Genomic DNA, 21,960 nt, shown 5'->3' on the forward strand with positions numbered 1-21,960 from the left:
GGGCGCGGGCTGCGCCCAGGCCCCTGCCATCATGGCACGACGTCGTTGCCGACTTCAGCGTCCACGTGATCCACGTCGCCCCAATCCAGCACTTCCCATTGACGGCCGCGCACACCGACGCGGTTGATGCTGACGTTCAGCAGCGCCGCGTCGCGCGGCGCGTGCAGCGGCACGCCGCTGGCGTGGCGCCAGATGATGTCCAGCACCCCGCCGTGGGTGAACATGAGGATGCGTTCGCCTTCATGGCGGTGGGCCACGTCGTCGACCGTGGCAATGACGCGAGCCTGGAACTGGCCCAGTGTCTCGCCGCCGTCCAGCGCGCGCAGCGGGTCGCGGCTGCGCCAGGCGGCCGCGGCTTCCGGCGCCAGCACGTCGATGCGGTCCAGGTCCAGCCCTTCCAACACGCCGAAACCGCGTTCGCGGATGCCGGGCTCGACCCGCACGCGCAGGTCCAGTTGTTCCGAGACCGGCGTGGCGGTGGCGTGGGCGCGTTGCAGGTCGCTGCTGTAGATCGCGTCGATCGGCGTGCTGCGCGCGTCTTCGCGCAGGCGCGAAGCCAGCAGGCCGGCCTGGTTGCGGCCGAACTCGTTCAGGGGAATGTCTTGCCAGCCTTGCAGGCGGCGCTGGCGGTTCCAGTCGGTTTCGCCGTGGCGGATGAACCAGATTTCAGTCATTGCGGTGTCGATTCGATTGGGGGAAGGGCGCGCATGGCAGGATCCTGCTCAGGCCGGCTCGGACGCGACCGGGGCGCGCGGCTTCCAAATGGCTTGAATGATCGAGCTTAACGCGACCAGCGCGGGCTCGCTAGCGCGTTCATAAGGCAGGATGAAGCCCAGCAGCGCGTCGGCGCGGGCCTGGCCCCACACCATGAAGTCGCCCGAGGCCGCGCCGGCCAGCGCGGTTTCCTCGCGCAGCAGCGCGCAGCCGGCGCCGGCTCGCACCAGCGCTTCCAGGTTGGCCTGGTCCTCGTTCTGCATGGCGATACGCGGCGCCAGCCCGTGGCGCTCGAACATGTCGCGCAGCAACAGATGCGTGTGACTGCCGGCCGGTCCGTCCAGCCATGGCAATTGCGCCACCTCGCGCCAGCCGCCGCGTTTGAGCACCGTGGCGTGCTCGGTTGGCAGCGCGATGCGGTAGCGCACGCTGCGCAGCGGCAGCCACAGCACGCCGCGCGGTGGATGCGCGGCGATGGTCAGCGCGGCCGGCAGCCTGCCGGTGCTGACCTGTTCGGCCAGCACCGCGGTGGGCTGGATCTGCGTTTTCAATTCGATCAGGGGCAGCCGCTGGGTAATGGCCGCCGCCAGCTCGCCCAGTCGCAGGAAGTCGGGCTTTTCGCTGGGCAGTCCCAGTTCCACCACGCCTTGCAGGCTGCCCTGCAGCTGCTGCGCTTCCGACTTGAATTGCGCGCCCAGCACCAGCAGCGATTCGGCCGTGGGCAGCAGCATCTCGCCGGCCTTGGCCAAGGCCAGCCTGCCTCCGCTGCGGTCGAACAGCGCCACGCCCAGGCTTTGTTCCAGGGCCTTGATCTGTGCGGTCACGGCCGGCTGGGTCAGCGACAGCGCTTCGGCGGCCCGCGTCAGGTTGCCCAGCCGGGCAACCGTGACGAAGGCGCGGATCTGATAGATTTCCATGCCGCCTTTGTAGGGGAAGCGGGCTCAGGCGGCAAGCAGCCGCACCTGGGTCGGCTCCAGTCCGATCGACACCGGCGCGCCGACCGGGAACGGCGACAGCCCCGCCAGGTGAGACTGGTCGGCGGTCAGACGCTGTTCGCCGATCTGCACCTGGTAGCGGGTGAATTCGCCCAGGAACTCACTGCTTTCCACCACGCCCGGCAGCCACACGTAGCGCGCATCGCCCAGCCCGTCGGCCATCTCGATCTGCACTGTGTGCGGCCGAAAGCTCGCCGCCAGCCGCTGTGCCGCCGGCGCCTCGGCCGCCAGTGGCAGGTGCAGATCGCCCACGCCTTCCACCGCCAGCACCACGCTGCCGCTGGTGCGCTCGCGTACCTCGCCCTCCAGCACGTTCATGGTGCCGACAAAGTTGGCCACGAAGCGGTTCACCGGATAGTCGAACAGGGTGCTGGGCGCGCCGATCTGCTGCACCACACCGTGGTCCAGTACCGCCATGCGGTCCGCGGTGGTCATGGCCTCTTCCTGGTCGTGGGTGACGAAGATGGTAGTGATGCCGAGCCGCCGCTGCAGGCTCAGCAGGTCCTGGCGCATCTGCACACGCAGCTTCTTGTCCAGGTTGGACAGCGGCTCGTCCAGCAGCAGCACCTGCGGTTCGATCACGATGGTGCGCGCCAGCGCCACGCGCTGTTGCTGGCCGCCGGACAACTGGTTGGGACGGCGGCGGGCGTATTGCGACAGGCCCACCAGCTCCAGCGCGGCCTCGACCTTGGCGCGGATCTGCTCGCGAGGCAGTTTGCGCTCGACCAGTCCGAAGGCGACGTTGTCCCACACCGTCATGTGCGGCCACAGCGCATAGTTCTGGAACACCATGCCGATGTTGCGGTCCCATGGCGGGATGGCGCTGATGTCCTTGCCGTCCACCAGCAACTGGCCGGCGTCCTGCCGGTTGAAGCCCGCGATCAGGCGCAGCAGGGTGGATTTGCCCGAGCCCGACGGCCCCAGCAGGGCGAAGAACTCGCCCGGTTCGATGTGGATGTTGACGTCCTTGAGCACCTCGGTCTTGCCATACGACAGCCGGATGTTGCGACATTCAACGCTGACTTTCTTCATGTCGATTCCCCTTGATTCAGGCCGTCTCGTCGTGACGCGCCGGGCGCTGGCGCGCCTGGGCGCGTTCCACCAGCAAATGCGAGACATACGTGCCGATGGCGACCGCAGCCACCGCCAGCACGCCCAGCGCGGCGCCCGGCCCCCGGCCCGCCGCGCTCTGCATGTACAGATAGATGCCGTAGCTCATCGGCGCCTGGCTGTCCTTGGTGACCAGCATGATGGTGGCCGACAGCTCCACCGCGGCGGTCACGAAGCTGGTGACGAAGCCGGCCAGCATGCCCCCGGCCATCAACGGCACCACCACCCGCCGGATGGTACGCATCCGGGTCGCGCCCAGCGATTGCGCCGCTTCCTCCAGCGATACGTTGATCTGCTGCAAAGCGGCCACGCATGAGCGCAAGGCGTAAGGCAGCCGCCGCACCGAGTACGCGATCATGATGATGATCCACGAGGAGGTCAGCAGCGTGCCGGTGCCCGGGATCTCCACGCCGCGGAACGTGCGCAGCAGGCCGATGGCCAGCACGATGCCGGGGATGGCCAGCGCGGCCGAGGCCAGGAAGTCCAGCCACTGGCGCGCGGGCAGCCGGGTGCGCAGCATCAGGTAGGCGATGGCAGTGCCCAGGATCACGTCCACGCCCGCCGCCAGGCCGCAGTAGAGCAGGGTGTTGGCGATCATGCCCTGCGACTCGCTGAACACCGCGCTGTAGTGCGCCAGTGTGTAGCCGTCGGGCAGCGGCGCAAAGCTCCAGACGCTCGCCAGGGATAGCAGCAGCACCCCCATGTGCGGTGACAGCACCAGCATCAGCACCAGGATGATCCAGCCATAGGCCAGCACGCTTTCGGCTGGCCGCAGCTTGCGCTTCTGGATCGAGTTGCCGCCCTTTTGCAGCGTCGAGTAGTCGCGGCCCTTGAGCACCCGCGCCGACAGCCACAGCGCCAGGATCGAGAAGGCGATCATGATGACGCTGATCACATAGCCCAGCGGGTCCTCCAGCCCCACCTGCGTGATGCGCAGATAGGCCTGAGGCGCCAGCATGTTGGTGGTGCCCAGCACCAGCGGCGTGCCCAGGTCGTCGAACACCTTCACGAACACCAGCGAGGCGCCGGCCACATAGCCCGGCAGCGCCAGCGGGAAGATCACGCGACGGAACAGCCGGAAGCCGCGCGCGCCCAGGTTGAAGGCCGCTTCCTCCATGGCGCCGTCGATGTTGCGCAGCGCCACCACCAGGTTCATCAGGATGAACGGGAAGTAGTGCAGCGCCTCGACGAAGATGACCCCGTTCAGGCCCTCCATGAACGGGATGGTGAAGCCGAGCCAGTCGTTCAGCAGCAGGTTGACGCTGCCCGAGCGGCCGAAGATCAGTTGCATCGCCACCGCGCCTACAAAGGGCGGCATGATCAACGGCAGCACCCCCAGCGTCTGGATGATGAGCGCGCCGCGGAAGTCGAAGCGCACCGTGAAGTACGCCAGCGGCACCGCGATCAGCGAGGCCAGCAGCGCCGACCAGCCCGCCACGTAGAGACTGTTGAAGAACGCCTCCAGCATCAGCGGCTGGTTGAAGAACGCGCCGAAGTGGCCGATGGTGAAGCCGCCGTCGGCATTGACGAAGGCGCTGTAGAACACCGTGCCCACCGGCACGGCCAGGAACAGCGCCAGGAAACCCAGCACCAGGAGCGCGGCCAGCACGGGGCCGGCGGGCAGGCGTGAATGGCCCGGAAGATTCATCGAGATTCCCGTAATGTTTCAAGACAGGCCGCCCGCGGCGGGGCGGCGGCCGGACGGGGCGAGCCCCCCGTCCGACGCGAGCCAGGCGCTACAGCGCCGCGGCTTCCCGCGCCAGCTTCACGGCCTGTTCATAATTGCTCTTGGCCATGCCATTCCATTCGCCTTCCAGCTTGGTTATCTGCTGGTTGACCGCGGCGTCCTTCTTGTTGCCGCTGAAGATCTTCAGGAACTCGGGATCGGCGGCCTGCTTGCCGTCGACCAGGGGCGCCCAGGCCAGCTTGCGGGCCTGCGCCAGCAGTTCGGCCGGCTTGCCGCTCTTGGCCTTGTCGCCGAGCTTGGCCTCGGCGTCGTAGATGGCCTTGGTCGCCGCCTGCAATTCCTTCAGGCGGAACGTGACGGTCTGGTCGTATAGCGACTGCACCACGTAATAGCGCGTCTGCGACAGGTCGGCGTTGAACTGCACCTTGCTGCGGCGCGCGATCTCTGCCGGGTCGGGATAACCCGGCGGCACCTTGCCGCCCAGCGCCGAATACGGCAGCACCGGCAGGCGCGAGATCTTCGGTTCCAGCAGCAATTCCTGGCCAGCCTGGCTCAGCGTGAAGGCGATGAACTTCTTGCCTTCCTCTGTGTTCTTGGCGCCGTCGATCAACGCGATGTTGGCCGGCACGATGGCGGTCTCGGAGGGATAGACGAATTCCACCGGGAACTTCGAATACTTGCTCGACAGGCCGAAAAAGTCGATCACCGGCCCGGCGCCGAACTGGCCATTGTTGACCCCATCCGGCACGCCGAAAGAACGTTCCGTCACGGTGCTGCTATTGCCCGACATGCGCAGCAGCGTGTTCCAGCCGTCGTCCCAACCCTCGCCCTGCAGAATGGTCTCGACCGTCAGGTGCATGGTGCCCGAGCGCGACGGCGAGGTGATGCCGAGGTGGCCGAACCAGTGTGGCGCCAGCAGATCCTTCCACTCGACCGGCGCGGGAATCTTGTGCGCCTTGATGTAGCGCGTGTTGTAGACGATGCCGTAGCCGGCCAGCGCCTGGCCCAGGTACATGCCGCCCGGGTCGTTGATAGGATAGTTGCCGATCTTGTCCGGCACGTCCTTGTTGGCCACGTCGGAAGACTTTGCCAACAGCTTGTCGCGGCCCAGCACCTCGAAGGCATCGGGAGCGCTGGCCCAGAACACTTCCGGACGCTGGCCGGCCGGCGTTTCGCGCACATAGGCGATGCCGGATACGGTGTTCTTGTTGAGGATCTCCAGCGTGATGCCGGGGTTGGCCTTCTCGAATGCGGTCTTGTAGGCCTGGGTCAAATCTTTCGGGAACGACGTGATCACCGTGACGGTGCCCGCCAGGGCGGGTGCGGCGCAGGCGGCCAGCAGCGCCCCTGCAAGGGCTGTGCGCATTGCATGCATGGTTTGTCTCCGTGGTTTTTTGATTTGTCCGGAGACCTTAGCGGCTGCATGCGCCGCCAGTCCAATCACAAATTTTGATGCGCGCCATCAGTGTGGCGGGCATTCGGGAGAACCCGCGCGATCGCGCGGGCCTGGGGCGGCCGCTTAGGCCGTGGCCGACACGCCGCCGTTCGCCTTGGCCATCGCCTTGATCTTTTCGTTCATCACCTGCTGGATCTGGTTCATGATCTGCAGCGCCTGACCGTTCAACGCCTGCAACTGGGTGGCCTTCTGTTCCGCCGACGCATTGCTGTCGCGCACGCGTGCGATCTGCTCCATGACGCGCTTGAGCTGGCGCTGCAGTTCCTTGATCTGGCGGGTGTAGTGGTCGTCGTTGTCGGACGATTCGGTTTCCTCGGCCTGGCCGACCTTCATCGCGCCGGCATTGGTGACGCGGATCTTGCCGTCGGGGGTGACGGTGACGCCCTTGTTGTCGTCCTTGGCATCCTTGTTGGCCTGGATCTTCTGTGCCCATAGGTCGGCCATGCTGCCGATGCGCGAGGTGCCGCTGATGGAATCAATGGCCATGGAGGTCTCCCGGGAGAGGATTGACTGGGGTTTCCACTAATACGGCATGGCGGCGGGGAACTTAAGTTGCCGCCTGTTCCCGGCCCCCTTTACACTGGCGCCCGCTCACACCAATCACTCCCGGGGATTCCATGTCCAATTCCTATTTTCCGCGCTGGCGCCTGGCGGACGACGCCGAGCCGGGCGTCATCATCGCGCCCGACGAACGCCTGTCCTGGCCCAAGAATGTGGCCATGGGCGCGCAGCACGTGGTGGCGATGTTCGGTTCCACCGTGCTGGCGCCGCTGCTGATGGGCTTCGATCCGAATGTCGCGATCCTGATGTCCGGCATCGGCACCCTCATTTTCTTCCTGTTCGTGGGCGGGCGCGTGCCCAGCTACCTGGGGTCCAGCTTCGCCTTCATCGGCGGCGTGATCGCCGTCACCGGCTATGCCGGCGGCGGCGCCAACGCCAATATCGGCGTGGCGCTGGGCGCCATCATTGCCTGCGGCCTGGCCTACACCCTGATCGGCGTGCTCGTCTGGATCGCCAACGGCCGCGCCGGCGGCGGCGCCAATTGGATCGACGCCCTGATGCCTCCGGTGGTGACCGGGGCGGTGGTCGCGGTGATCGGCCTGAACCTGGCGCCGATCGCCGCCAAGGGCGCCATGGGCGCCTCCGGCTTCGACAGCGCCATGGCTATCGTCACCATCCTGTGCGTGGGCGGCATCGCCGTCTACACCAAGGGCATGGTGCAGCGCCTGCTGATCCTGGTCGGCCTGATCCTGGCCTGCGTGGTGTATGCGATCCTCGCCAACGGCATGGGCCTGGGCAAGCCAATGGACTTCTCGGCCGTGGCCGCCGCCGCCTGGTTCGGACTGCCGCATTTCGCCGCGCCGGTCTTCAAGGCCGAGGCCATGGGCCTGATCGTGCCGGTGGCCATCATCCTGGTCGCCGAGAACCTGGGCCACGTCAAGGCGGTCAGCGCCATGACCGGCCAGGACCTGGATCGCTACCTGGGCCGCGCCTTCGTCGGCGACGGCGTGGCCACCATGGTGTCGGGCGCGGTCGGCGGCACGGGTGTCACCACCTACGCCGAGAACATAGGCGTGATGGCGGTGACCCGCATCTATTCGACGCTGGTGTTCGTGATCGCCGCGCTGATCGCCATCGTGCTGGGCTTCTCGCCCAAGTTCGGCGCCCTGATCCAGACCATTCCGGCGCCGGTGCTGGGCGGCATGTCGGTGGTGGTCTTCGGCCTGATCGCCATTGCCGGGGCCCGCATCTGGGTCGTCAACCAGGTGGACTTCAGCGACAACCGCAACCTGATCGTGGCCGCGGTCACGCTGGTGCTGGGCGCGGGCGATTTCACCGTCAAGCTGGGCAATTTCACGCTGGGCGGCATCGGCACCGCGACCTTCGGCGCCATCATCCTGTACGCGTTGCTGCGCCGCAAAAAGTAGGGCGGGGCCAGCCCGCAAGGCAGGCCCCGGGGCCTCACTGCCGCCGCGGCGCGGCCATTTGCCCGGCCGCGCACATCAGGAGCGCGACAGCCGCGACGCCGGGGTCCTGCCATCCACCCGCAGCGGCGCCGCCTCGATCACCTGGCCCGACTGGGTCTTGAACACCGAGGTCGCTTCCGCCAGGCGCCGCGCCTGCTCCTCCATCGCCGAGGCAGCGGCCGATGCCTGTTCCACCAGCGCCGCGTTCTGCTGCGTGACCTCGTCCATTTGGGATACGGCCAGGCTGACCTGATCGATGCCGCCGGCCTGTTGCGCCGAGGCCGCCGAGATCTCGCCCATGATGTCGGCCACGCGCTGCACCGAGGTCACGATTTCGTCCATCGTCTGTCCGGCGGCCGCGACCTGCGAGGAGCCGGCCGCGACCGTATCGACCGAGGTTTCGATCAGCGTCTTGATTTCCTTGGCCGCCTGGGCGGCGCGCTGTGCCAAGGTGCGCACTTCGCCGGCCACCACCGCGAAACCCTTGCCCTGTTCGCCCGCCCGGGCCGCCTCCACCGCGGCGTTGAGCGCCAGGATATTGGTCTGGAAAGCGATGCCGTCGATCACCGAGACAATCTCGGCGATGCGGCGCGAGCTGTCCGAAATGCCTTGCATGGTGGCCACGACCTGACCCACCGTATGGCCGCCACGCTGCGCCACCTCCATGCTCACCGCCGCCAATTGGTTGGCCTGGGCCGCATTGTCGGCGTTCTGCTTGACGGTGGCGGCCAGCTCTTCCATGGTCGAGGCGGTTTCCTCCAGTGCCGCGGCCTGCTCTTCGGTGCGGGTCGACAGATTGGCATTGCCGGCGGCGATCTCGGCCGCGCCGACGTTGATCTCTTCCACGCCCTGGCGCACCGTCGTCACCGTACGGGTCAGGCCATCCTGCATGCGCCGCAGGGCCGAAAACAGCAAGCCTATCTCGTTGTTCGAGCGGCTCTCCACCCGCTGGGTCAGGTCGCCCGCGGCGATACGGTCGAAATGGCGGCCCGCGTCCTGCAACGGCAGCAGCACGCCGCGCCGGATGAAGGCCCAGCACAGCAGCGCCAGCAGCAGCGCGGCGGACAAGAGCACCGCGGCCGACAGCCGAGCCGTGGCATACGTTTGTTGCGAGTGTGCCAGCACGCCATCGCTGCGCTCCTGGACCCGTGCCAGGAAGGCGTGCGTGTCTCTGGCGAACGCGGCATCGGCCTGCGGCAGCCGCGTCGCGCCCTGCTGGTAGCGGGCGAGCGTGCCTTGCTTGAGGGCTGCGTCCAGCTCGTCCAGTACCGCCACGTAGGCGTTGAAGCTGCCCTGCAGGATCTGCGCCAGTTCCTGCCCGCGCTCGCTCTTGGGCACGGCCATGTAGCGGGTGAAGCGTTCGCGGGCCAGTTGCAAGTGGCTCTCGGCCGACGTCGTGGCCTGGCCGCCGCTGCCCGCCTGCAGATCCGCCAGTCCGGCCCCCAGCGCCAGCCGGGCGCGCAGCAAGGCGGCATTTGCCTCATGCAGCGGATCGACCTGGTGCACGGCCACATTATTCAGCTCTTCGATTTCACGCACGCTGCTTTCGGCATTAATCCAGCTCAAGCCGCAAGCCAGTGCCAGGGTAATTACAAAACAGGCCAGCACCAGCATCATGCCCGTACGGACTTTCAGTTTTTGCAGCATGGCAGCTCCCGTTCCTGAACGCGTTCCGCCGCGGGCGCGGGCCTGTGCCCATGGAGCGCCGCGATGGCGGGGCGGGCGTCGCGCCGGATGACTGCGATGCGCCCGCACAACCTTGCAACACGCACACTCAATCGCTGTGCGCGGTGGCCGAAAATGGCCGGTCCGCGCATTCCTTCGCTTGCAAACAGGAATATGCCGGTGCATGCCGGCATGTATTTAATTGTTATTAATGAGCCAGTTTTTTCGGTTATACCTTTTTTATTGAACGCAATATGGCGTTTTTACATAAAGCCTGCCGGCAAACCCGAGCCGCCGGGTTTACCGGCGGCGCCAAGTGTCTTTTATGCAACGCCGCAAAGGCATGCGGAATCGACGGGTTTTAGCGGGTTACAGCGGCGAAATGCGCCGAAAACACCGTTTTCTCCGGCCGCTTGCAATTCCCGCGGACTTTGACCACAATAGGAACTTGATTGCCCCGGTTCCGACCCGAGCCGGGGTTTTGTTTTGGTCGCAGCTTGCCGCATTCGTCCGGCGGGCCGGCCCGAGCGGGCGCAAGGGGATCCATCGGGTTCAGCTTGGCTCGTCCCTGGCCGTTCCGTTCCTGGCGTTGCCCGTCCCAGTCCGCTTCCGACGGCGCCCATGCGTCAGGTCCAAGACCTTCACACCGAGAACGCTCCGTCGGGGGCGTTTTCTACTTTTGTTTGGGAAACGACATGTCTGCCATTCCTTTGACCGTGCGCGGGGCCGAGCGCTTGCAAGAAGAGCTCCAGCGGCTGAAAACCGTGGAACGTCCCGCCGTCATCAACGCTATCGCCGAAGCGCGCGCGCAGGGCGATCTGTCGGAAAATGCCGAGTACGACGCTGCTCGCGAGCGCCAGGGTTTTATCGAGGGCCGGATTGCCGAGCTTGAAGGCACGCTTTCCAATGCCCACCTGATCGATCCGTCGGCGCTCGAAGCCGAAGGTCGTGCCGTGTTCGGCGCCACCGTCGATATCGAAGACCTGGATTCGGGCGACCGCGTGACCTACCAGATCGTCGGCGACGTCGAGGCCGACATCAAGTCGAATCTGATTTCGGTGTCGAGCCCGGTGGCGCGCGCGCTGATCGGCAAAAGCGAAGGCGATGTGGTCGAGGTCAAGGCCCCGGCTGGCGTTCGCGAGTATGAAGTCCTGAGCGTGCGTTACATCTGACGCCAGCTCCTGAGCGGTAAAATCAGCAAAACACCATAGCCTGGACCGAATCGGGCATCCGGCAGGATTCCGGCGATATCGCGGGACGCTATGGTGGATCGGGCGCGTAAAGCGCCCGTTTTTGTGCCCGGCGGCGGCGCTAGCGCTTGGGCGACGACTTGCGGCTGGTGCCGCTGCGTGCCCCGGCCCGCAGGCTCAGGGCGCTGCCGGCGCGGCGCGGAATGCCATGGCTGCCGGCGACGGTTTTCTTGTTGCTGGGACGCATCGGCTTGCCATTCTTGTTGAGCTGGTCCTGCGGCACGAAGCGCGTCTTCGGCTTGGGCTCTTCGGTTTCCGAGCGGCGCGGGCGCTTGGCCAGGGTCTTGCCTTCGGCAGCCAGCTTTTTGGGCGTGTGCGGCTCGGAGGCGCGGCGCTTGGCGGGGCGCTCCGGCTCGGTGGCGGCCAGCGCGGCGGGCTTGATGTTGCCGGCCAGCGGGCGGAACAGGATCAGGGTCTTGCCCAGGTGGTGCACCGGGGCGCAGGACAGGGTCTCGCAGATGGTCGACAGCATGGCCTCGCGGGCCTCGCGATCGTCGCCGCCGGCCCGGACCTTGATCAGACCGTGGGAAGTGAGTGCCAGGTCGATTTCCTTGAGCACGGCTTCGGTCAGGCCGTTGTCGCCGATCAGGACGACGGGGCGCAGGGGGTGGGCGGCGGACCGAAGGTCGCTGCGCTCACGAGAGGTAAGTTCTAATATAGGCATGCGTGGAATTGTACGGTAATGGCCAAGAATAAATTCTCCAAAGACTGGATTCACCAGCACATCAACGATCCCTATGTGAAGATGGCGCAACAGAAGGGCTACCGGGCCCGCGCCGCCTTCAAGCTGATCGAGATTCTCGACACCGAGAAGCTGCTGCGCCGCGGCGACCTGGTCGTCGATCTCGGCTCGGCCCCCGGCAGTTGGTCGCAGGTGGCGCGCGAGCGCCTGGCCGGACCGGGCGGGGTGGTGGACGGGCGCATCATCGCCCTGGACATGCTGCCCATGGAGCCGGTGGCCGGGGTCGAATTCATCCAGGGCGACTTCCGCGAGGATGACATCTTGAAACAACTGGAGGATCTGGTTGGATCGCGGGCGGTGGACCTTGTAATTTCCGACATGGCCCCCAACTTGTCGGGGGTGGGTATCGCCGACGCCGCGCGCATCGAGCATGTGTGCGAACTGGCGATGGAATTCGCACTCGCCCACCTCAAGCCCAATGGGGCGCTGATCGTCAAGGCATTCCACGGAACCGGCTTTTCGCAGATCGTGGAGTCCTACAAGCGGCACTTCAAACGGGTGGTCGAGCGCAAGCCGAAGGCGTCGCGGGACAAGTCCTCCGAAACCTTTTTGGTTGCCCGCGATCTGAAATAGCCCACGCCGGGGCCCGTGCCCCGGTGTCACAAGAACCTACCGGCCCGACCGTGGCCGGCCTGCCGAGACCCAGACCAGAAAAATCACGAATCAGACGTAACTTAGCGGCCCGCCCCTTCCCAGGACGCAACCCGGTCCGACAGGGTAGAATGGGCTATTGACATACTTGTGACTGTGCCATATGCGGGTGCGCGGTCGCCGGTCGGAATCGAAAGCAGGAGATCGACCTTGAATAATTCATTTTCGAAAGTCGCCGTCTGGATGGTGATAGCCCTGGTGCTATTCACGGTCTTCAAGCAGTTCGACGGACGCGCGCAGACCCAGGACGGCGTGACCTACACGCAGTTCATGGACGACGCCAAGGCGGGCCGTATCCGCAAGGTGGACGTGCAAGGCGGCCCCGGCGGCGACGTGCTCTACGTCACCCCGGACGCGGGCCGTCCCTACACGCTGACCTCGCCGGGCGACCTCTGGATGGTTTCAGACCTGCTCAAGTACGGCGTGCAGGTGTCGGGCAAGCCGCGCGAAGAGCAGTCGCTGCTCATGAGCATCTTCGTCTCCTGGTTCCCCATGCTGCTGCTGATCGGCGTATGGGTGTTCTTCATGCGCCAGATGCAGGGCGGCGGCAGGGGCGGCGCGTTCAGCTTCGGCAAGTCGCGCGCCCGCATGCTAGACGAGAACACCAACCAGATCACCTTCGCCGACGTCGCCGGCTGCGATGAAGCCAAGGAAGACGTCCAGGAGCTGGTTGACTTCCTGCGCGACCCCAGCAAGTTCCAGAAGCTGGGCGGCCGCATCCCGCGTGGCGTGCTGATGGTCGGTTCGCCCGGTACCGGCAAGACGCTGCTGGCCAAGGCCATCGCCGGCGAAGCCAAGGTGCCGTTCTTCAGCATCTCCGGTTCGGACTTCGTTGAAATGTTCGTCGGCGTGGGCGCGGCCCGCGTGCGCGACATGTTCGAGAACGCCAAGAAGCATGCGCCCTGCATCATCTTCATCGACGAAATCGACGCGGTCGGTCGCCAGCGTGGCGCCGGCCTGGGCGGCGGCAACGACGAACGCGAGCAGACGCTGAACCAGATGCTGGTCGAAATGGACGGCTTCGAGTCGGGCCAGGGTGTCATCGTGATCGCCGCCACCAACCGGCCCGACGTGCTGGATCCGGCGCTGCTGCGCCCGGGCCGCTTCGATCGCCAGGTCGTGGTGCCGCTGCCCGACATTCGCGGCCGCGAGCAGATCCTGAAGGTCCACATGCGCAAGGTGCCGCTGTCGCCCAACGTCGACGCCACCATCCTGGCGCGCGGCACCCCGGGCTTCTCTGGCGCCGACCTGGCCAACCTGGTCAACGAGGCCGCGCTGTTCGCCGCGCGCCGCAACGGCCGTACGGTCGACATGTCGGACTTCGAAAAGGCCAAGGACAAGATCATCATGGGCGCCGAGCGCCGCTCGATCGTCATGCCCGAAGAGGAACGCAAGAACACTGCGTACCACGAATCCGGCCATGCCATCGTCGCCCGCATGTTGCCCAAGACCGATCCGGTCCACAAGGTCACCATCATCCCGCGCGGCCGCGCGCTGGGCGTGACGATGCAGTTGCCCGAGAGCGATCGCTACAGCATGGACAAGAGCCGCTTGCTGTCGACCATCGCGGTGCTGTTCGGCGGCCGTATCGCCGAAGAGCTCTTCATGAACCAGATGACCACCGGCGCCTCGAACGACTTCGAGCGTGCCACGGCCATCGCCCGCGACATCGTCACGCGCTACGGCATGACCGACGAACTGGGTCCGATGGTCTACGCCGAGAACGAAGGCGAGGTCTTCCTGGGCCGCAGCGTGACCAAGACCACGCACATGTCCGAAGCCACCATGCAGAAGGTGGACTCCGAGATCCGCCGCATCATCGACGAGCAGTATGGCGTTGCGCGCAAGATCCTCGAAGACAACCGCGACAAGGTCGAGGCCATGACCGCCGCGCTGCTCGAGTGGGAAACCATCGATTCCGACCAGATCGACGACATCATCGAGGGCCGTCCGCCGCGTCCCCCGAAGACGCCGCAAGGCCCGTCCGATACGTCGGACACGCCGCCGACCGGGCTGGCCGCCGGCGGCAACACGGCAGCCGCCGTCTGAGGTTCTTCGTCCTGATTTATGGCGAATAACTTCCTTTGCGGGCGCTTCGAGTTCGATCTCGAGCGCCCGCTTGTCATGGGGATCGTCAATGTCACGCCGGACTCGTTTTCCGACGGGGGCCAACACGACGATACCGATTCCGCGGTGGCGCACGCGCGCCAATTGATTGCGGAGGGCGCCCACATCCTCGACCTGGGCGGCGAGTCTACGCGGCCCGGCGCCGAGCCGGTGTCCGTCGCCGACGAGCTCGACCGGCTGCTGCCGGTGATCGAGGCGTTGCGCGATTGCGGCGTGCCGCTGTCCATCGATACCTTCAAGCCCGAGGTCATGCGCGCCGTGCTCGACGCCGGCGCCGACATGATCAACGACATCTACGGCTTCCGGCAGCCCGGGGCCATCGAGGCGGTGGCGCAATCGCGTTGCGGGCTGTGCGTGATGCACATGAAAGGCGAACCGCGCACCATGCAGGCGACGCCGCCCGAATATTCCGACCTGATCGGTGAAATCGGGCTCTTCCTGGGATCGCGGGCGCAAAAGCTGCGCGCCGCCTGGGTCGACCCCCGACGTATCGTGCTGGACCCCGGTTTCGGGTTCGGCAAGACCGCCGACCAGAACTTCCAGTTGCTGCGCCGGCTCTCCAGCCTGCGCAGCGGCGGTTATCCATTGCTGATCGGCCTGTCGCGCAAGAACATGATCGGCCAGGCCACCGGCAGGCCGGTCGGCGACCGTCTGGCTGGCAGCATTGCCGCCGCCCTGGCCTGTGTGGCCCGCGGCGCCTCCATCGTGCGGGTGCACGATGTGGCGGCCACGGTCGACGCGCTCAAGGTCTGGCAGGCGGCCGAACAAGGAGCAATCAATTCATGACTCAACGCAAGTATTTTGGTACCGACGGGGTGCGCGGCGAAGTCGGCGGCCCGGTGATCAACGCTGAATTCGCCCTGCGCCTGGGCTACGCCGCCGGCCGCGTGCTGGCCCGCGAGCACGCGGTGCGCGGCGGCAGCCGCCCGCAGGTCGTGATCGGCAAGGACACCCGCATTTCCGGCTACATGCTGGAATCGGCGCTGGAAGCCGGCCTGTCGGCCGCGGGCATCGACGTGCTGCTGGCCGGCCCGATTCCCACTCCCGCCGTGGCCTACTTGACCCGCGCGCTGCGCCTGGTCGCCGGCATCGTGATCAGCGCCTCGCACAATCCCTATCAGGACAACGGCATCAAGTTCTTCTCGGCCCAGGGCATGAAGCTGCCCGATGAGATCGAGGCTGCCATCGAGGCCGCGCTGGACGAGCCGCTGGGCTGCGTCAGCTCCGAAGGGCTGGGGCGTGCGCGCCGCATGTCGGACTCCCAGGGCCGCTACATCGAATTCTGCAAGAGCACCTTCCCGAACGACCTGGACCTGAACGGCATGGCGATCGTGGTGGACGCCGCCCATGGCGCCGCCTACAACATCGCGCCGCACGTGTTCCGCGAACTGGGCGCCGAAGTGCACGCCATCGGCGTGCATCCGGATGGCTTCAACATCAACAAGGGCGTGGGCGCGCTGCACCCGGAACTGCTGGCCAAGGAAGTGAAGGCGCGCGGCGCCCAGCTTGGCATCGCCCTGGATGGCGACGCCGACCGGTTGCAGATGGTGGACGGTGACGGCCGCATCTACAACGGCGATGAACTGCTCTACGCCATCCTGCGCGAGCGCATGCAGCGCGGCAAGGTCGACGGAGTGGTTGGCACGCTGATGACCAACTTCGGCTTCGAGCGCGAGCTGCAACGCCTGGGCGTGGGTTTCGAACGCGCCAATGTGGGCGACCGCTATGTGCTCGAGCAGATGCAGGCGCGCGGCTGGCTGTATGGCGGAGAGAGTTCGGGCCACCTGCTGTGCCTGGATTGCCATTCCACCGGCGATGGCATCGTGGCGGCGCTGCAGGTGCTGACCGCGCTGCGGCGCAACCAGGCCACGATGGCCGAGTGGGTCCAGGACCTGCGCATGTATCCGCAGAAGATGATCAACGTGCCGCTGGCGCCGGGCCAGGACTGGAAAACCCATGCCGGCCTGACCGCGGCGCGCCAGGCTGTCGAGGCTGAGCTGGGCGGCCGTGGCCGTATCCTGATCCGCGCTTCCGGCACCGAGCCCAAGCTGCGCCTGATGGTCGAGGCAGAGGATGAAGCCCTGGCCGTCTCCTCTGCCGAGAAGCTGGCGGCCAGCTTGGGATAACGTCTTTTTTTGCCCCGATCGAACATGGCCATTCATTGTTTTGCGATGAATGGCCATTGTTTGTGAACATTGCGTATTGATTTGTAAAGTTTTGTCGAGCTTTGCGGGAATTGGGCCGCATTGCTCCGAACTAAACTTCATAGTCACGTAACATATTGGTCAAGTCTTTGACATACAGGGCGTCCACACTGACTGGACTCTCTAGGAGCTTCGCGCAATGCTGGAACTAGCACGCATCAACCCAAGCCGTAATGCCGCAGAACCGTGGACCGGCCCCGCCGCGAGGGTGCTGGTGGTCGGCCTGGCGCGCACGGCCGAGGAAATTGAACAGATCCAGCGCCTGCGCTACGACGTCTTCACCGAAGACATGGGTGCGGTCTTCCCGGATGCCCAGGACGGAATCGAGCACGACCGCTTCGATCCCTTCTGCGAGCACCTGATGGTGCGCGAGCTCGATACCGGCCGTGTCGTGGGCACCTACCGGATTCTTACGCCCGAAAAGGCACGCGAGGCCGGCGGCTATTACTCGCAATCCGAATTCGACCTGTCTGGCCTGGGCGCCATCCACGACGAGCTGGTGGAAGTGGGGCGTTCGTGCACCCACGCCGACTACCGCAATGGCGCGGTCATCATGTTGCTGTGGTCGGGCCTGGCGGAATACCTGCGCCGTGGCGGTTACCAATACGTGCTGGGCTGCGCCAGCGTCAGCCTGCGCGACGACGGCGTCACCGCCGCCGAAGTGTGGCGCACCATTTCCAAGCAGTTGCCCAAGGAAGGCCAGCCGCACGTGACGCCGCTGCACCGCTACCCGGTGGAAAAGCTCAACAGCACCCTGCCGGCGCGCGTGCCGCCGCTGATCAAGGGTTACCTTAAGCTGGGCGCCACCGTGTGCGGCGAACCGGCATGGGATCCCGATTTCAATGCTGCCGATTTTCCGGTGCTGCTGAAGATGGACGGGATGGACGAGCGTTACCGCCGCCATTTCGGCCTCGACCAGCCCGCCGCCAACGGGCAGCGCTGATCATGCGCCGCCTGTTCCGCCGTATGAAGATCAGATTGATACGGCGGGCCACGCGGCCTTTCCGTCTGGAGCTCAAGCAGCTCGATCGCCAGACCGACCTGTCGCCGTTCTAGCGCCTGGTTCTTTGGCGCAAGGCCCCGGATCACTCCGGGGCCTTGTCGTTTTCAGAATTCGAGCAGTTGGAACGAGAAGCCGACCTTGGACCATTCCGCTTCTTCCGCGCGCAGCGTGAAATCGCTGAGCGGATGCTGCGCCAGCCAGTCGCGGTTCACCCGCACCACGATCGAGTCGCTGCGCATGGACGCGGTCAGCGGCAGGGGCTCGATTTCGCCGCGGCGGCGGAACAGCAGCACCGCCAGGCGCAGACTGAGGATGGCCATCCATTGGGCGCGGTTGCGCACCAGCGGTTCGAGCTTGCCCAGCTTGCCCTGGTGCCCCAGCGCCAGCAGCGCCAGCAACTGCTGGTCGGCGCGCGAGAAGCCCGGCATGTCGGCGTTTTCCAGCACGTAGGCAGTGTGCTTGTGATAGGCGTTGTGGGCGATCGACAGGCCCACTTCGTGCAGGTCCGCGGCCCAGCCCAGGGCAGCGCGCAGCTCGGCGCGTTCCGGGCCTTCCGGCATCATCGCGTCGAACAGGCTGAGGGCGGCGTGGTGCACGCGACGCGCCTGGTTGACGTCGACGTGGTAGCGCTTCATGAACTGGCGCACCGATTCGTCGCGCTTGTCGTGCTCGTCGTCGCGGCCCAGCAGATCGTACAGCACTCCCAGGCGCAGCGCACCGTCGCCGGTATGCATGACGTCGATGCCGAGTTCGTCGAACAGCGCGCTCATGATGGCCAGCCCGCCCGGCAGCACGTCGGCGCGTTCGATCTTGATGCCCGGCAGCTCGGACGGGATGACACGGCCGGCGCGCACGATACGGTCTTTCAGCTTGCTCAGGCCGGCGCGGGTGATGCCGCGATCCGACATGCCGCCTTCGGTGAGAATGGCGAACAGCGCCTTGGCGGTGCCGGACGAGCCGTAGGCTTCCTTCCAGCCCGTCTTGCGGTACTGCTTGGCGATGACTTCGATTTCGCGCCGGGCGGCCAGCTCGGCCTGTTTCATCTGGTGGGCATCGACGATGCCGTCCGAGAAGAACTGGCGGCTGTAGCTGACGCAGCCCATGTAGAGCGAGGACATCAGGCCGGGCTCGTGGCCCTTGCCGATGATGACTTCGGTGGAGCCGCCGCCGATGTCGATCACCAGGCGCTTGTTGGGAGAGGGGGGCAGGGTGTGCACCACGCCCGAGAAGATCAGGCGGGCCTCTTCGCGCCCGGCGATGACTTCGATGGGAAAGCCCAGGGCGGCTTCGGCCCGCGGCAGGAAGTCTCGGGTATTGCGCGCCACCCGGAAGGTGTTGGTGGCCACCGCGCGCACCCGGTTGGGATGGAAGCTGCGCAGGCGGTCGCCGAAACGTCCCAGCACGGCGATGGCCCGTTCGATCGCTTCGTCGCCCAGGCGTTTTTCGGTGTCCAGCCCGGCGGCGAGCCGGACGGTTTCCTTGAGGCGGTCGATCTGGTAGATCTGGGGCGTACCGTCCTGTTGGACGATGCGTCCGATGGAGAGGCGGAAGCTGTTGGACCCGAGGTCCACGGCGGCCAGAAGTTGATCCATGCGGCTGGTGATAATGGCTGTAGGGTGGCCTGATTATAGAGACCCCATGTGACAGCGCCGGCCGCTGCGGGTTTTCGCTTATGGATCAGGGCATTGGCGGCGCGAGACGATGTCCCATGCGTCCCGGTTTTGTCGTACGCTACGTATATGCCGCGATGTCATGGAATCGTCATTTGTTTGCAGTAAAACGCTACGCTCCCCAACGTATGGAATCCCGTATGCCCTCACGTCCGCCCGCCGAGCCCTTGCTCCTGAATCGCGAATTGTCGCTGCTCAAGTTCAACGAACGCGTGCTGGCGATGGCGGAGAACCCCACGACTCCCTTGCTCGAGCGGCTGCGTTACGTTTGCATTGTCAGTTCCAACCTGGATGAGTTCTTCGAGATCCGCATCTCCAGCCTGAAAGAGCAGCAGCGCCAGTCGCCCAACCTGGTGGGGCCGGACGGCATGACGCCGGACCAGGCCTTCGAGAACGTCCAGCAGGCGGTGCACGAACTGGTGGGGCGCCAGTACGCCCTGCTGAACGACGCCATCCTGCCTGCATTGCAGGCGGAGGGCATCGCGCTGCACCATGCGTCTGAATGGAATGCCGAACAGCAGGAGTGGGCGCGCGAGGTGTTCAACCGCGATGTCATGCCGCTGCTGACGCCGATCGGACTGGACCCGGCGCACCCGTTCCCGCGGGTCTACAACAAGAGCCTCAATTTCATCGTCTCGCTGTCGGGCGCCGATGCTTTCGGCCGCCAGGCCTCGATCGCCGTGGTGCAGGCGCCGCGCGCGCTGCCGCGCCTGATCAAGATGCCGCAGGAGCTGTCCGGCCATCCGGAAGGCTATATCCTGCTGACCTCGCTGCTGCGCGCCTTCGTCGGGGAGCTGTTCCCGGGCCTGGAAATGCTGGGTTGCTACCAGTGGCGGGTGACGCGCAACAGCGACCTGTTCGTGGACGAAGAGGAGGTCACCAACCTGCGCCACGCCTTGCAGGGCGAGTTGTCGCAGCGCAACTTCGGCGCCGCCGTGCGCCTGGAAATCGACAAGCTGACGCCGGTCGAACTGGAAACCTTCCTGCAGCGCGAATTCTCGCTCAAGCCCGAGGACACCTACCGGGTGCCCGGGCCGGTCAACCTGTCGCGATTGATGCAATTGTGCAACTCGCCCAGCCGGCCCGACCTGCTGTTCCCCGACTACCGCGCGCCGGTTCCGGCGCCGTTCGACCGGGTCGGCGACAAGCCTGCCGAGCTGTTCGAGGCGGTGGCTGAACAGGACAGGTTGCTGCACCATCCGTACCAGTCGTTCCAGCCGGTCATTGACTTCCTGACCGCCGCCGCGCTCGACCCGGACGTGATGGCCATCAAGCAGACCATCTACCGCACCGGAGAGGATTCCGAGCTGATGAAGATCCTGCTGGCCGCGGCGCGCGCCGGCAAGGAAGTGACGGTGGTGGTGGAGCTGATGGCGCGCTTCGACGAGCAGACCAACATCAACTGGGCCTCCAAGCTGGAAGAGGTGGGGGCGCACGTGGTCTACGGGGTGGTGGCGCACAAGACCCATGCCAAGATGGCGGTGGTACTGCGGCGCGAAAAGGGCCGGCTGCGCCGCTACGCCCATCTGGGCACCGGCAACTATCACCCGCGCACTGCGCGCCTGTACACCGATTTCGGCCTGCTGACCGCCGATCCCAAGCTGTGCGAAGACATGGACAAGGTGTTCGCGCAGTTGACCGGCCTGGGCGCGCGCCGCGCGCTCAAGTCGCTGATGCAGTCGCCGTTCACCATGCATGACGGCATGGTGGCGCTGATCCGCGCCGAGGCGCGCGCCGCCAAGGCCGGCAAGCGTGCGCGCATCATGGCCAAGATGAACTCGCTGCTGGAAGAGCAGATCATCGAGGAGCTCTACAAGGCCAGCCAGGCCGGCGTGAAGATCGACCTGATCGTGCGCGGCGTGTGCGCGCTGCGCGCCGGCGTGCCGGGGTTGTCAGAGAACATCCGGGTGCGTTCCATCGTCGGCCGCTTCCTGGAACACTCGCGCGTGTTCTATTTCTATGCCGAAGGCGCCGAGACGGTGTATCTGTCGTCGGCCGACTGGATGGACCGCAATTTCTTCCGCCGCGTGGAAATCGCCTTCCCGATCTACGACAAGACGCTCAAGAAGCGCGTCATCGACGAAGCCTTCACCTTTGCCCTGCGCGACAACCAACTGGCCTGGCAGCAACAGGCCGACGGCGACTACGTCCGCGTGCGCAGCCGCCGCGAGCCCTTCAACCTGCACCAGTACCTGATGCAGAAGCTGGGCGTGTAGCCTCGCCCGTCCTTACCCCTTCCGCGGTAGGCGACGCGGAACCGGAAAAGGCCCCGCCCAGCGGGGCCTTTTCTATCCGTCCCCAATATCCGCCGGACAAAGCCAGGCCGCTCGACGCAGGCGCCCCCCGAGCCAAACCATCCGTCCCGAACCCTCGTCACCGTCAGAAAACCACCACCCAGGGCACCACCCTCCCAAGCCAGGCCGCGCGGATCCGGCTCCGCCGGTCTGCCACCGGCGCCCCCCGAGCCAAACCATCCGTCCCGAACCCTCATCACCGTCAGAAAACCACCACCCAGGGCACCACCCTCGCAAGCCAGGCCGCGCGGATCCGGCTCCGCCGGTCCGCCACCGGCGCCCCCCTGGGGGGGAGGCGCTACGCGCCTCGGGGGGGGGTATATGACTGTCACTATCTTGTCACGTTGGGCTTCTAACATGCGAGGGTCGCTGAAAGACAGGCAGTGGAAAGCCTGCCAAAGACTCCTCTAACGAGCACAGAAGGA

At 65.9% G+C, this 21,960-nt stretch carries 18 protein-coding genes; 9 read left to right on the forward strand and 9 right to left on the reverse strand.

Going from position 1 to position 21,960, the window contains the following annotated elements:
* Positions 1-29 precede the first annotated feature (29 nt).
* From AC6LKG_RS15450 to AC6LKG_RS15475, 6 genes are all read right to left on the reverse strand, one after another.
* Positions 30-674, reverse strand: coding sequence for a histidine phosphatase family protein (locus AC6LKG_RS15450; protein ID WP_498165609.1), 645 nt, complete (start codon positions 672-674; stop codon positions 30-32).
* A 48-nt stretch (positions 675-722) separates the two neighbouring features.
* Positions 723-1,631 (reverse strand): LysR family transcriptional regulator, encoded by a 909-nt coding sequence (locus AC6LKG_RS15455; RefSeq protein WP_498165610.1) that lies wholly within the window; start codon positions 1,629-1,631, stop codon positions 723-725.
* A gap of 24 nt (positions 1,632-1,655) precedes the next feature.
* Entirely contained in the window at positions 1,656-2,741 is a 1,086-nt protein-coding gene (locus tag AC6LKG_RS15460; RefSeq protein WP_006385482.1) for an ABC transporter ATP-binding protein, read from the reverse strand.
* A gap of 16 nt (positions 2,742-2,757) precedes the next feature.
* Positions 2,758-4,467: an ABC transporter permease gene (locus AC6LKG_RS15465; protein WP_498165611.1), complete on the reverse strand. Its 1,710-nt coding sequence runs from the start codon at positions 4,465-4,467 to the stop codon at positions 2,758-2,760.
* A gap of 88 nt (positions 4,468-4,555) precedes the next feature.
* Positions 4,556-5,881, reverse strand: coding sequence for an ABC transporter substrate-binding protein (locus AC6LKG_RS15470; RefSeq protein WP_498165613.1), 1,326 nt, complete (start codon positions 5,879-5,881; stop codon positions 4,556-4,558).
* Between the two features lie 144 nt (positions 5,882-6,025).
* A complete protein-coding gene (locus AC6LKG_RS15475; protein ID WP_498165614.1) occupies positions 6,026-6,448 on the reverse strand; it encodes a FlxA-like family protein in 423 nt (140 codons plus the stop codon).
* Positions 6,449-6,579: 131 nt separating this feature from the next.
* On the opposite strand from AC6LKG_RS15475, the gene AC6LKG_RS15480 reads away from it, so the two are divergent.
* Complete coding sequence (locus tag AC6LKG_RS15480) at positions 6,580-7,890, forward strand: solute carrier family 23 protein (RefSeq protein ID WP_498165615.1); 1,311 nt, start codon at positions 6,580-6,582, stop codon at positions 7,888-7,890.
* 75 nt (positions 7,891-7,965) lie between these two features.
* Here the strand turns inward: AC6LKG_RS15480 and AC6LKG_RS15485 are convergent, their stop codons facing one another.
* Positions 7,966-9,576 carry a methyl-accepting chemotaxis protein gene (locus AC6LKG_RS15485; RefSeq protein ID WP_498165617.1) on the reverse strand — a complete coding sequence of 537 codons (1,611 nt, stop codon included), beginning with the start codon at positions 9,574-9,576 and terminating at the stop codon, positions 7,966-7,968.
* Between the two features lie 96 nt (positions 9,577-9,672).
* Between AC6LKG_RS15485 and AC6LKG_RS15490 the strand changes: the two genes are divergently transcribed.
* A complete protein-coding gene (locus AC6LKG_RS15490; protein WP_498165618.1) occupies positions 9,673-10,029 on the forward strand; it encodes a hypothetical protein in 357 nt (118 codons plus the stop codon).
* Positions 10,030-10,289: 260 nt separating this feature from the next.
* Entirely contained in the window at positions 10,290-10,766 is a 477-nt protein-coding gene (gene greA / locus AC6LKG_RS15495) for a transcription elongation factor GreA (RefSeq protein ID WP_498165619.1), read from the forward strand.
* A 139-nt stretch (positions 10,767-10,905) separates the two neighbouring features.
* On the opposite strand, the gene AC6LKG_RS15500 is transcribed toward greA, so the two are convergent.
* Positions 10,906-11,508 (reverse strand): YhbY family RNA-binding protein, encoded by a 603-nt coding sequence (locus AC6LKG_RS15500; RefSeq protein WP_498165621.1) that lies wholly within the window; start codon positions 11,506-11,508, stop codon positions 10,906-10,908.
* Between the two features lie 18 nt (positions 11,509-11,526).
* On the opposite strand from AC6LKG_RS15500, the gene AC6LKG_RS15505 reads away from it, so the two are divergent.
* From AC6LKG_RS15505 to AC6LKG_RS15525, 5 genes are all read left to right on the forward strand, one after another.
* Complete coding sequence (locus tag AC6LKG_RS15505) at positions 11,527-12,159, forward strand: RlmE family RNA methyltransferase (protein WP_498165623.1); 633 nt, start codon at positions 11,527-11,529, stop codon at positions 12,157-12,159.
* A gap of 228 nt (positions 12,160-12,387) precedes the next feature.
* Complete coding sequence (gene ftsH, locus AC6LKG_RS15510) at positions 12,388-14,286, forward strand: ATP-dependent zinc metalloprotease FtsH (RefSeq protein ID WP_498165624.1); 1,899 nt, start codon at positions 12,388-12,390, stop codon at positions 14,284-14,286.
* An 18-nt stretch (positions 14,287-14,304) separates the two neighbouring features.
* Positions 14,305-15,150, forward strand: coding sequence for a dihydropteroate synthase (folP, locus tag AC6LKG_RS15515; RefSeq protein ID WP_498165625.1), 846 nt, complete (start codon positions 14,305-14,307; stop codon positions 15,148-15,150).
* Positions 15,147-16,490, forward strand: coding sequence for a phosphoglucosamine mutase (gene glmM, locus AC6LKG_RS15520; protein WP_498165626.1), 1,344 nt, complete (start codon positions 15,147-15,149; stop codon positions 16,488-16,490). Before folP ends, glmM begins: the two co-directional genes overlap by 4 nt.
* Positions 16,491-16,707: 217 nt before the next feature.
* The gene (locus AC6LKG_RS15525; protein WP_498165628.1) at positions 16,708-17,511 is read left to right on the forward strand and encodes a GNAT family N-acetyltransferase; all 804 of its coding nucleotides are present in this window, start codon (positions 16,708-16,710) and stop codon (positions 17,509-17,511) included.
* A 164-nt stretch (positions 17,512-17,675) separates the two neighbouring features.
* Here AC6LKG_RS15525 and ppx read toward each other — a convergent pair whose 3' ends face one another.
* Positions 17,676-19,163 (reverse strand): exopolyphosphatase, encoded by a 1,488-nt coding sequence (gene ppx / locus AC6LKG_RS15530; protein WP_498165629.1) that lies wholly within the window; start codon positions 19,161-19,163, stop codon positions 17,676-17,678.
* A 218-nt stretch (positions 19,164-19,381) separates the two neighbouring features.
* On the opposite strand from ppx, the gene ppk1 reads away from it, so the two are divergent.
* Positions 19,382-21,457 (forward strand): polyphosphate kinase 1, encoded by a 2,076-nt coding sequence (ppk1, locus tag AC6LKG_RS15535; RefSeq protein ID WP_498165631.1) that lies wholly within the window; start codon positions 19,382-19,384, stop codon positions 21,455-21,457.
* Positions 21,458-21,960: the final 503 nt, after the last annotated feature.

This window comes from Achromobacter sp. 46006, assembly GCF_059761975.1.

Coding starts and splice junctions, on each gene's coding strand:
- AC6LKG_RS15450 (WP_498165609.1), bottom strand. CDS start 674: ATGACTGAAATCTGGTTCATCCGCCACGGCGAAACCGACTGGAACCGC.
- AC6LKG_RS15455 (WP_498165610.1), bottom strand. CDS start 1,631: ATGGAAATCTATCAGATCCGCGCCTTCGTCACGGTTGCCCGGCTGGGC.
- AC6LKG_RS15460 (WP_006385482.1), bottom strand. CDS start 2,741: ATGAAGAAAGTCAGCGTTGAATGTCGCAACATCCGGCTGTCGTATGGC.
- AC6LKG_RS15465 (WP_498165611.1), bottom strand. CDS start 4,467: ATGAATCTTCCGGGCCATTCACGCCTGCCCGCCGGCCCCGTGCTGGCC.
- AC6LKG_RS15470 (WP_498165613.1), bottom strand. CDS start 5,881: ATGCATGCAATGCGCACAGCCCTTGCAGGGGCGCTGCTGGCCGCCTGC.
- AC6LKG_RS15475 (WP_498165614.1), bottom strand. CDS start 6,448: ATGGCCATTGATTCCATCAGCGGCACCTCGCGCATCGGCAGCATGGCC.
- AC6LKG_RS15480 (WP_498165615.1), top strand. CDS start 6,580: ATGTCCAATTCCTATTTTCCGCGCTGGCGCCTGGCGGACGACGCCGAG.
- AC6LKG_RS15485 (WP_498165617.1), bottom strand. CDS start 9,576: ATGCTGCAAAAACTGAAAGTCCGTACGGGCATGATGCTGGTGCTGGCC.
- AC6LKG_RS15490 (WP_498165618.1), top strand. CDS start 9,673: ATGCGCCCGCACAACCTTGCAACACGCACACTCAATCGCTGTGCGCGG.
- greA (WP_498165619.1), top strand. CDS start 10,290: ATGTCTGCCATTCCTTTGACCGTGCGCGGGGCCGAGCGCTTGCAAGAA.
- AC6LKG_RS15500 (WP_498165621.1), bottom strand. CDS start 11,508: ATGCCTATATTAGAACTTACCTCTCGTGAGCGCAGCGACCTTCGGTCC.
- AC6LKG_RS15505 (WP_498165623.1), top strand. CDS start 11,527: ATGGCCAAGAATAAATTCTCCAAAGACTGGATTCACCAGCACATCAAC.
- folP (WP_498165625.1), top strand. CDS start 14,305: ATGGCGAATAACTTCCTTTGCGGGCGCTTCGAGTTCGATCTCGAGCGC.
- glmM (WP_498165626.1), top strand. CDS start 15,147: ATGACTCAACGCAAGTATTTTGGTACCGACGGGGTGCGCGGCGAAGTC.
- AC6LKG_RS15525 (WP_498165628.1), top strand. CDS start 16,708: ATGCTGGAACTAGCACGCATCAACCCAAGCCGTAATGCCGCAGAACCG.
- ppx (WP_498165629.1), bottom strand. CDS start 19,163: ATGGATCAACTTCTGGCCGCCGTGGACCTCGGGTCCAACAGCTTCCGC.
- ppk1 (WP_498165631.1), top strand. CDS start 19,382: ATGCCCTCACGTCCGCCCGCCGAGCCCTTGCTCCTGAATCGCGAATTG.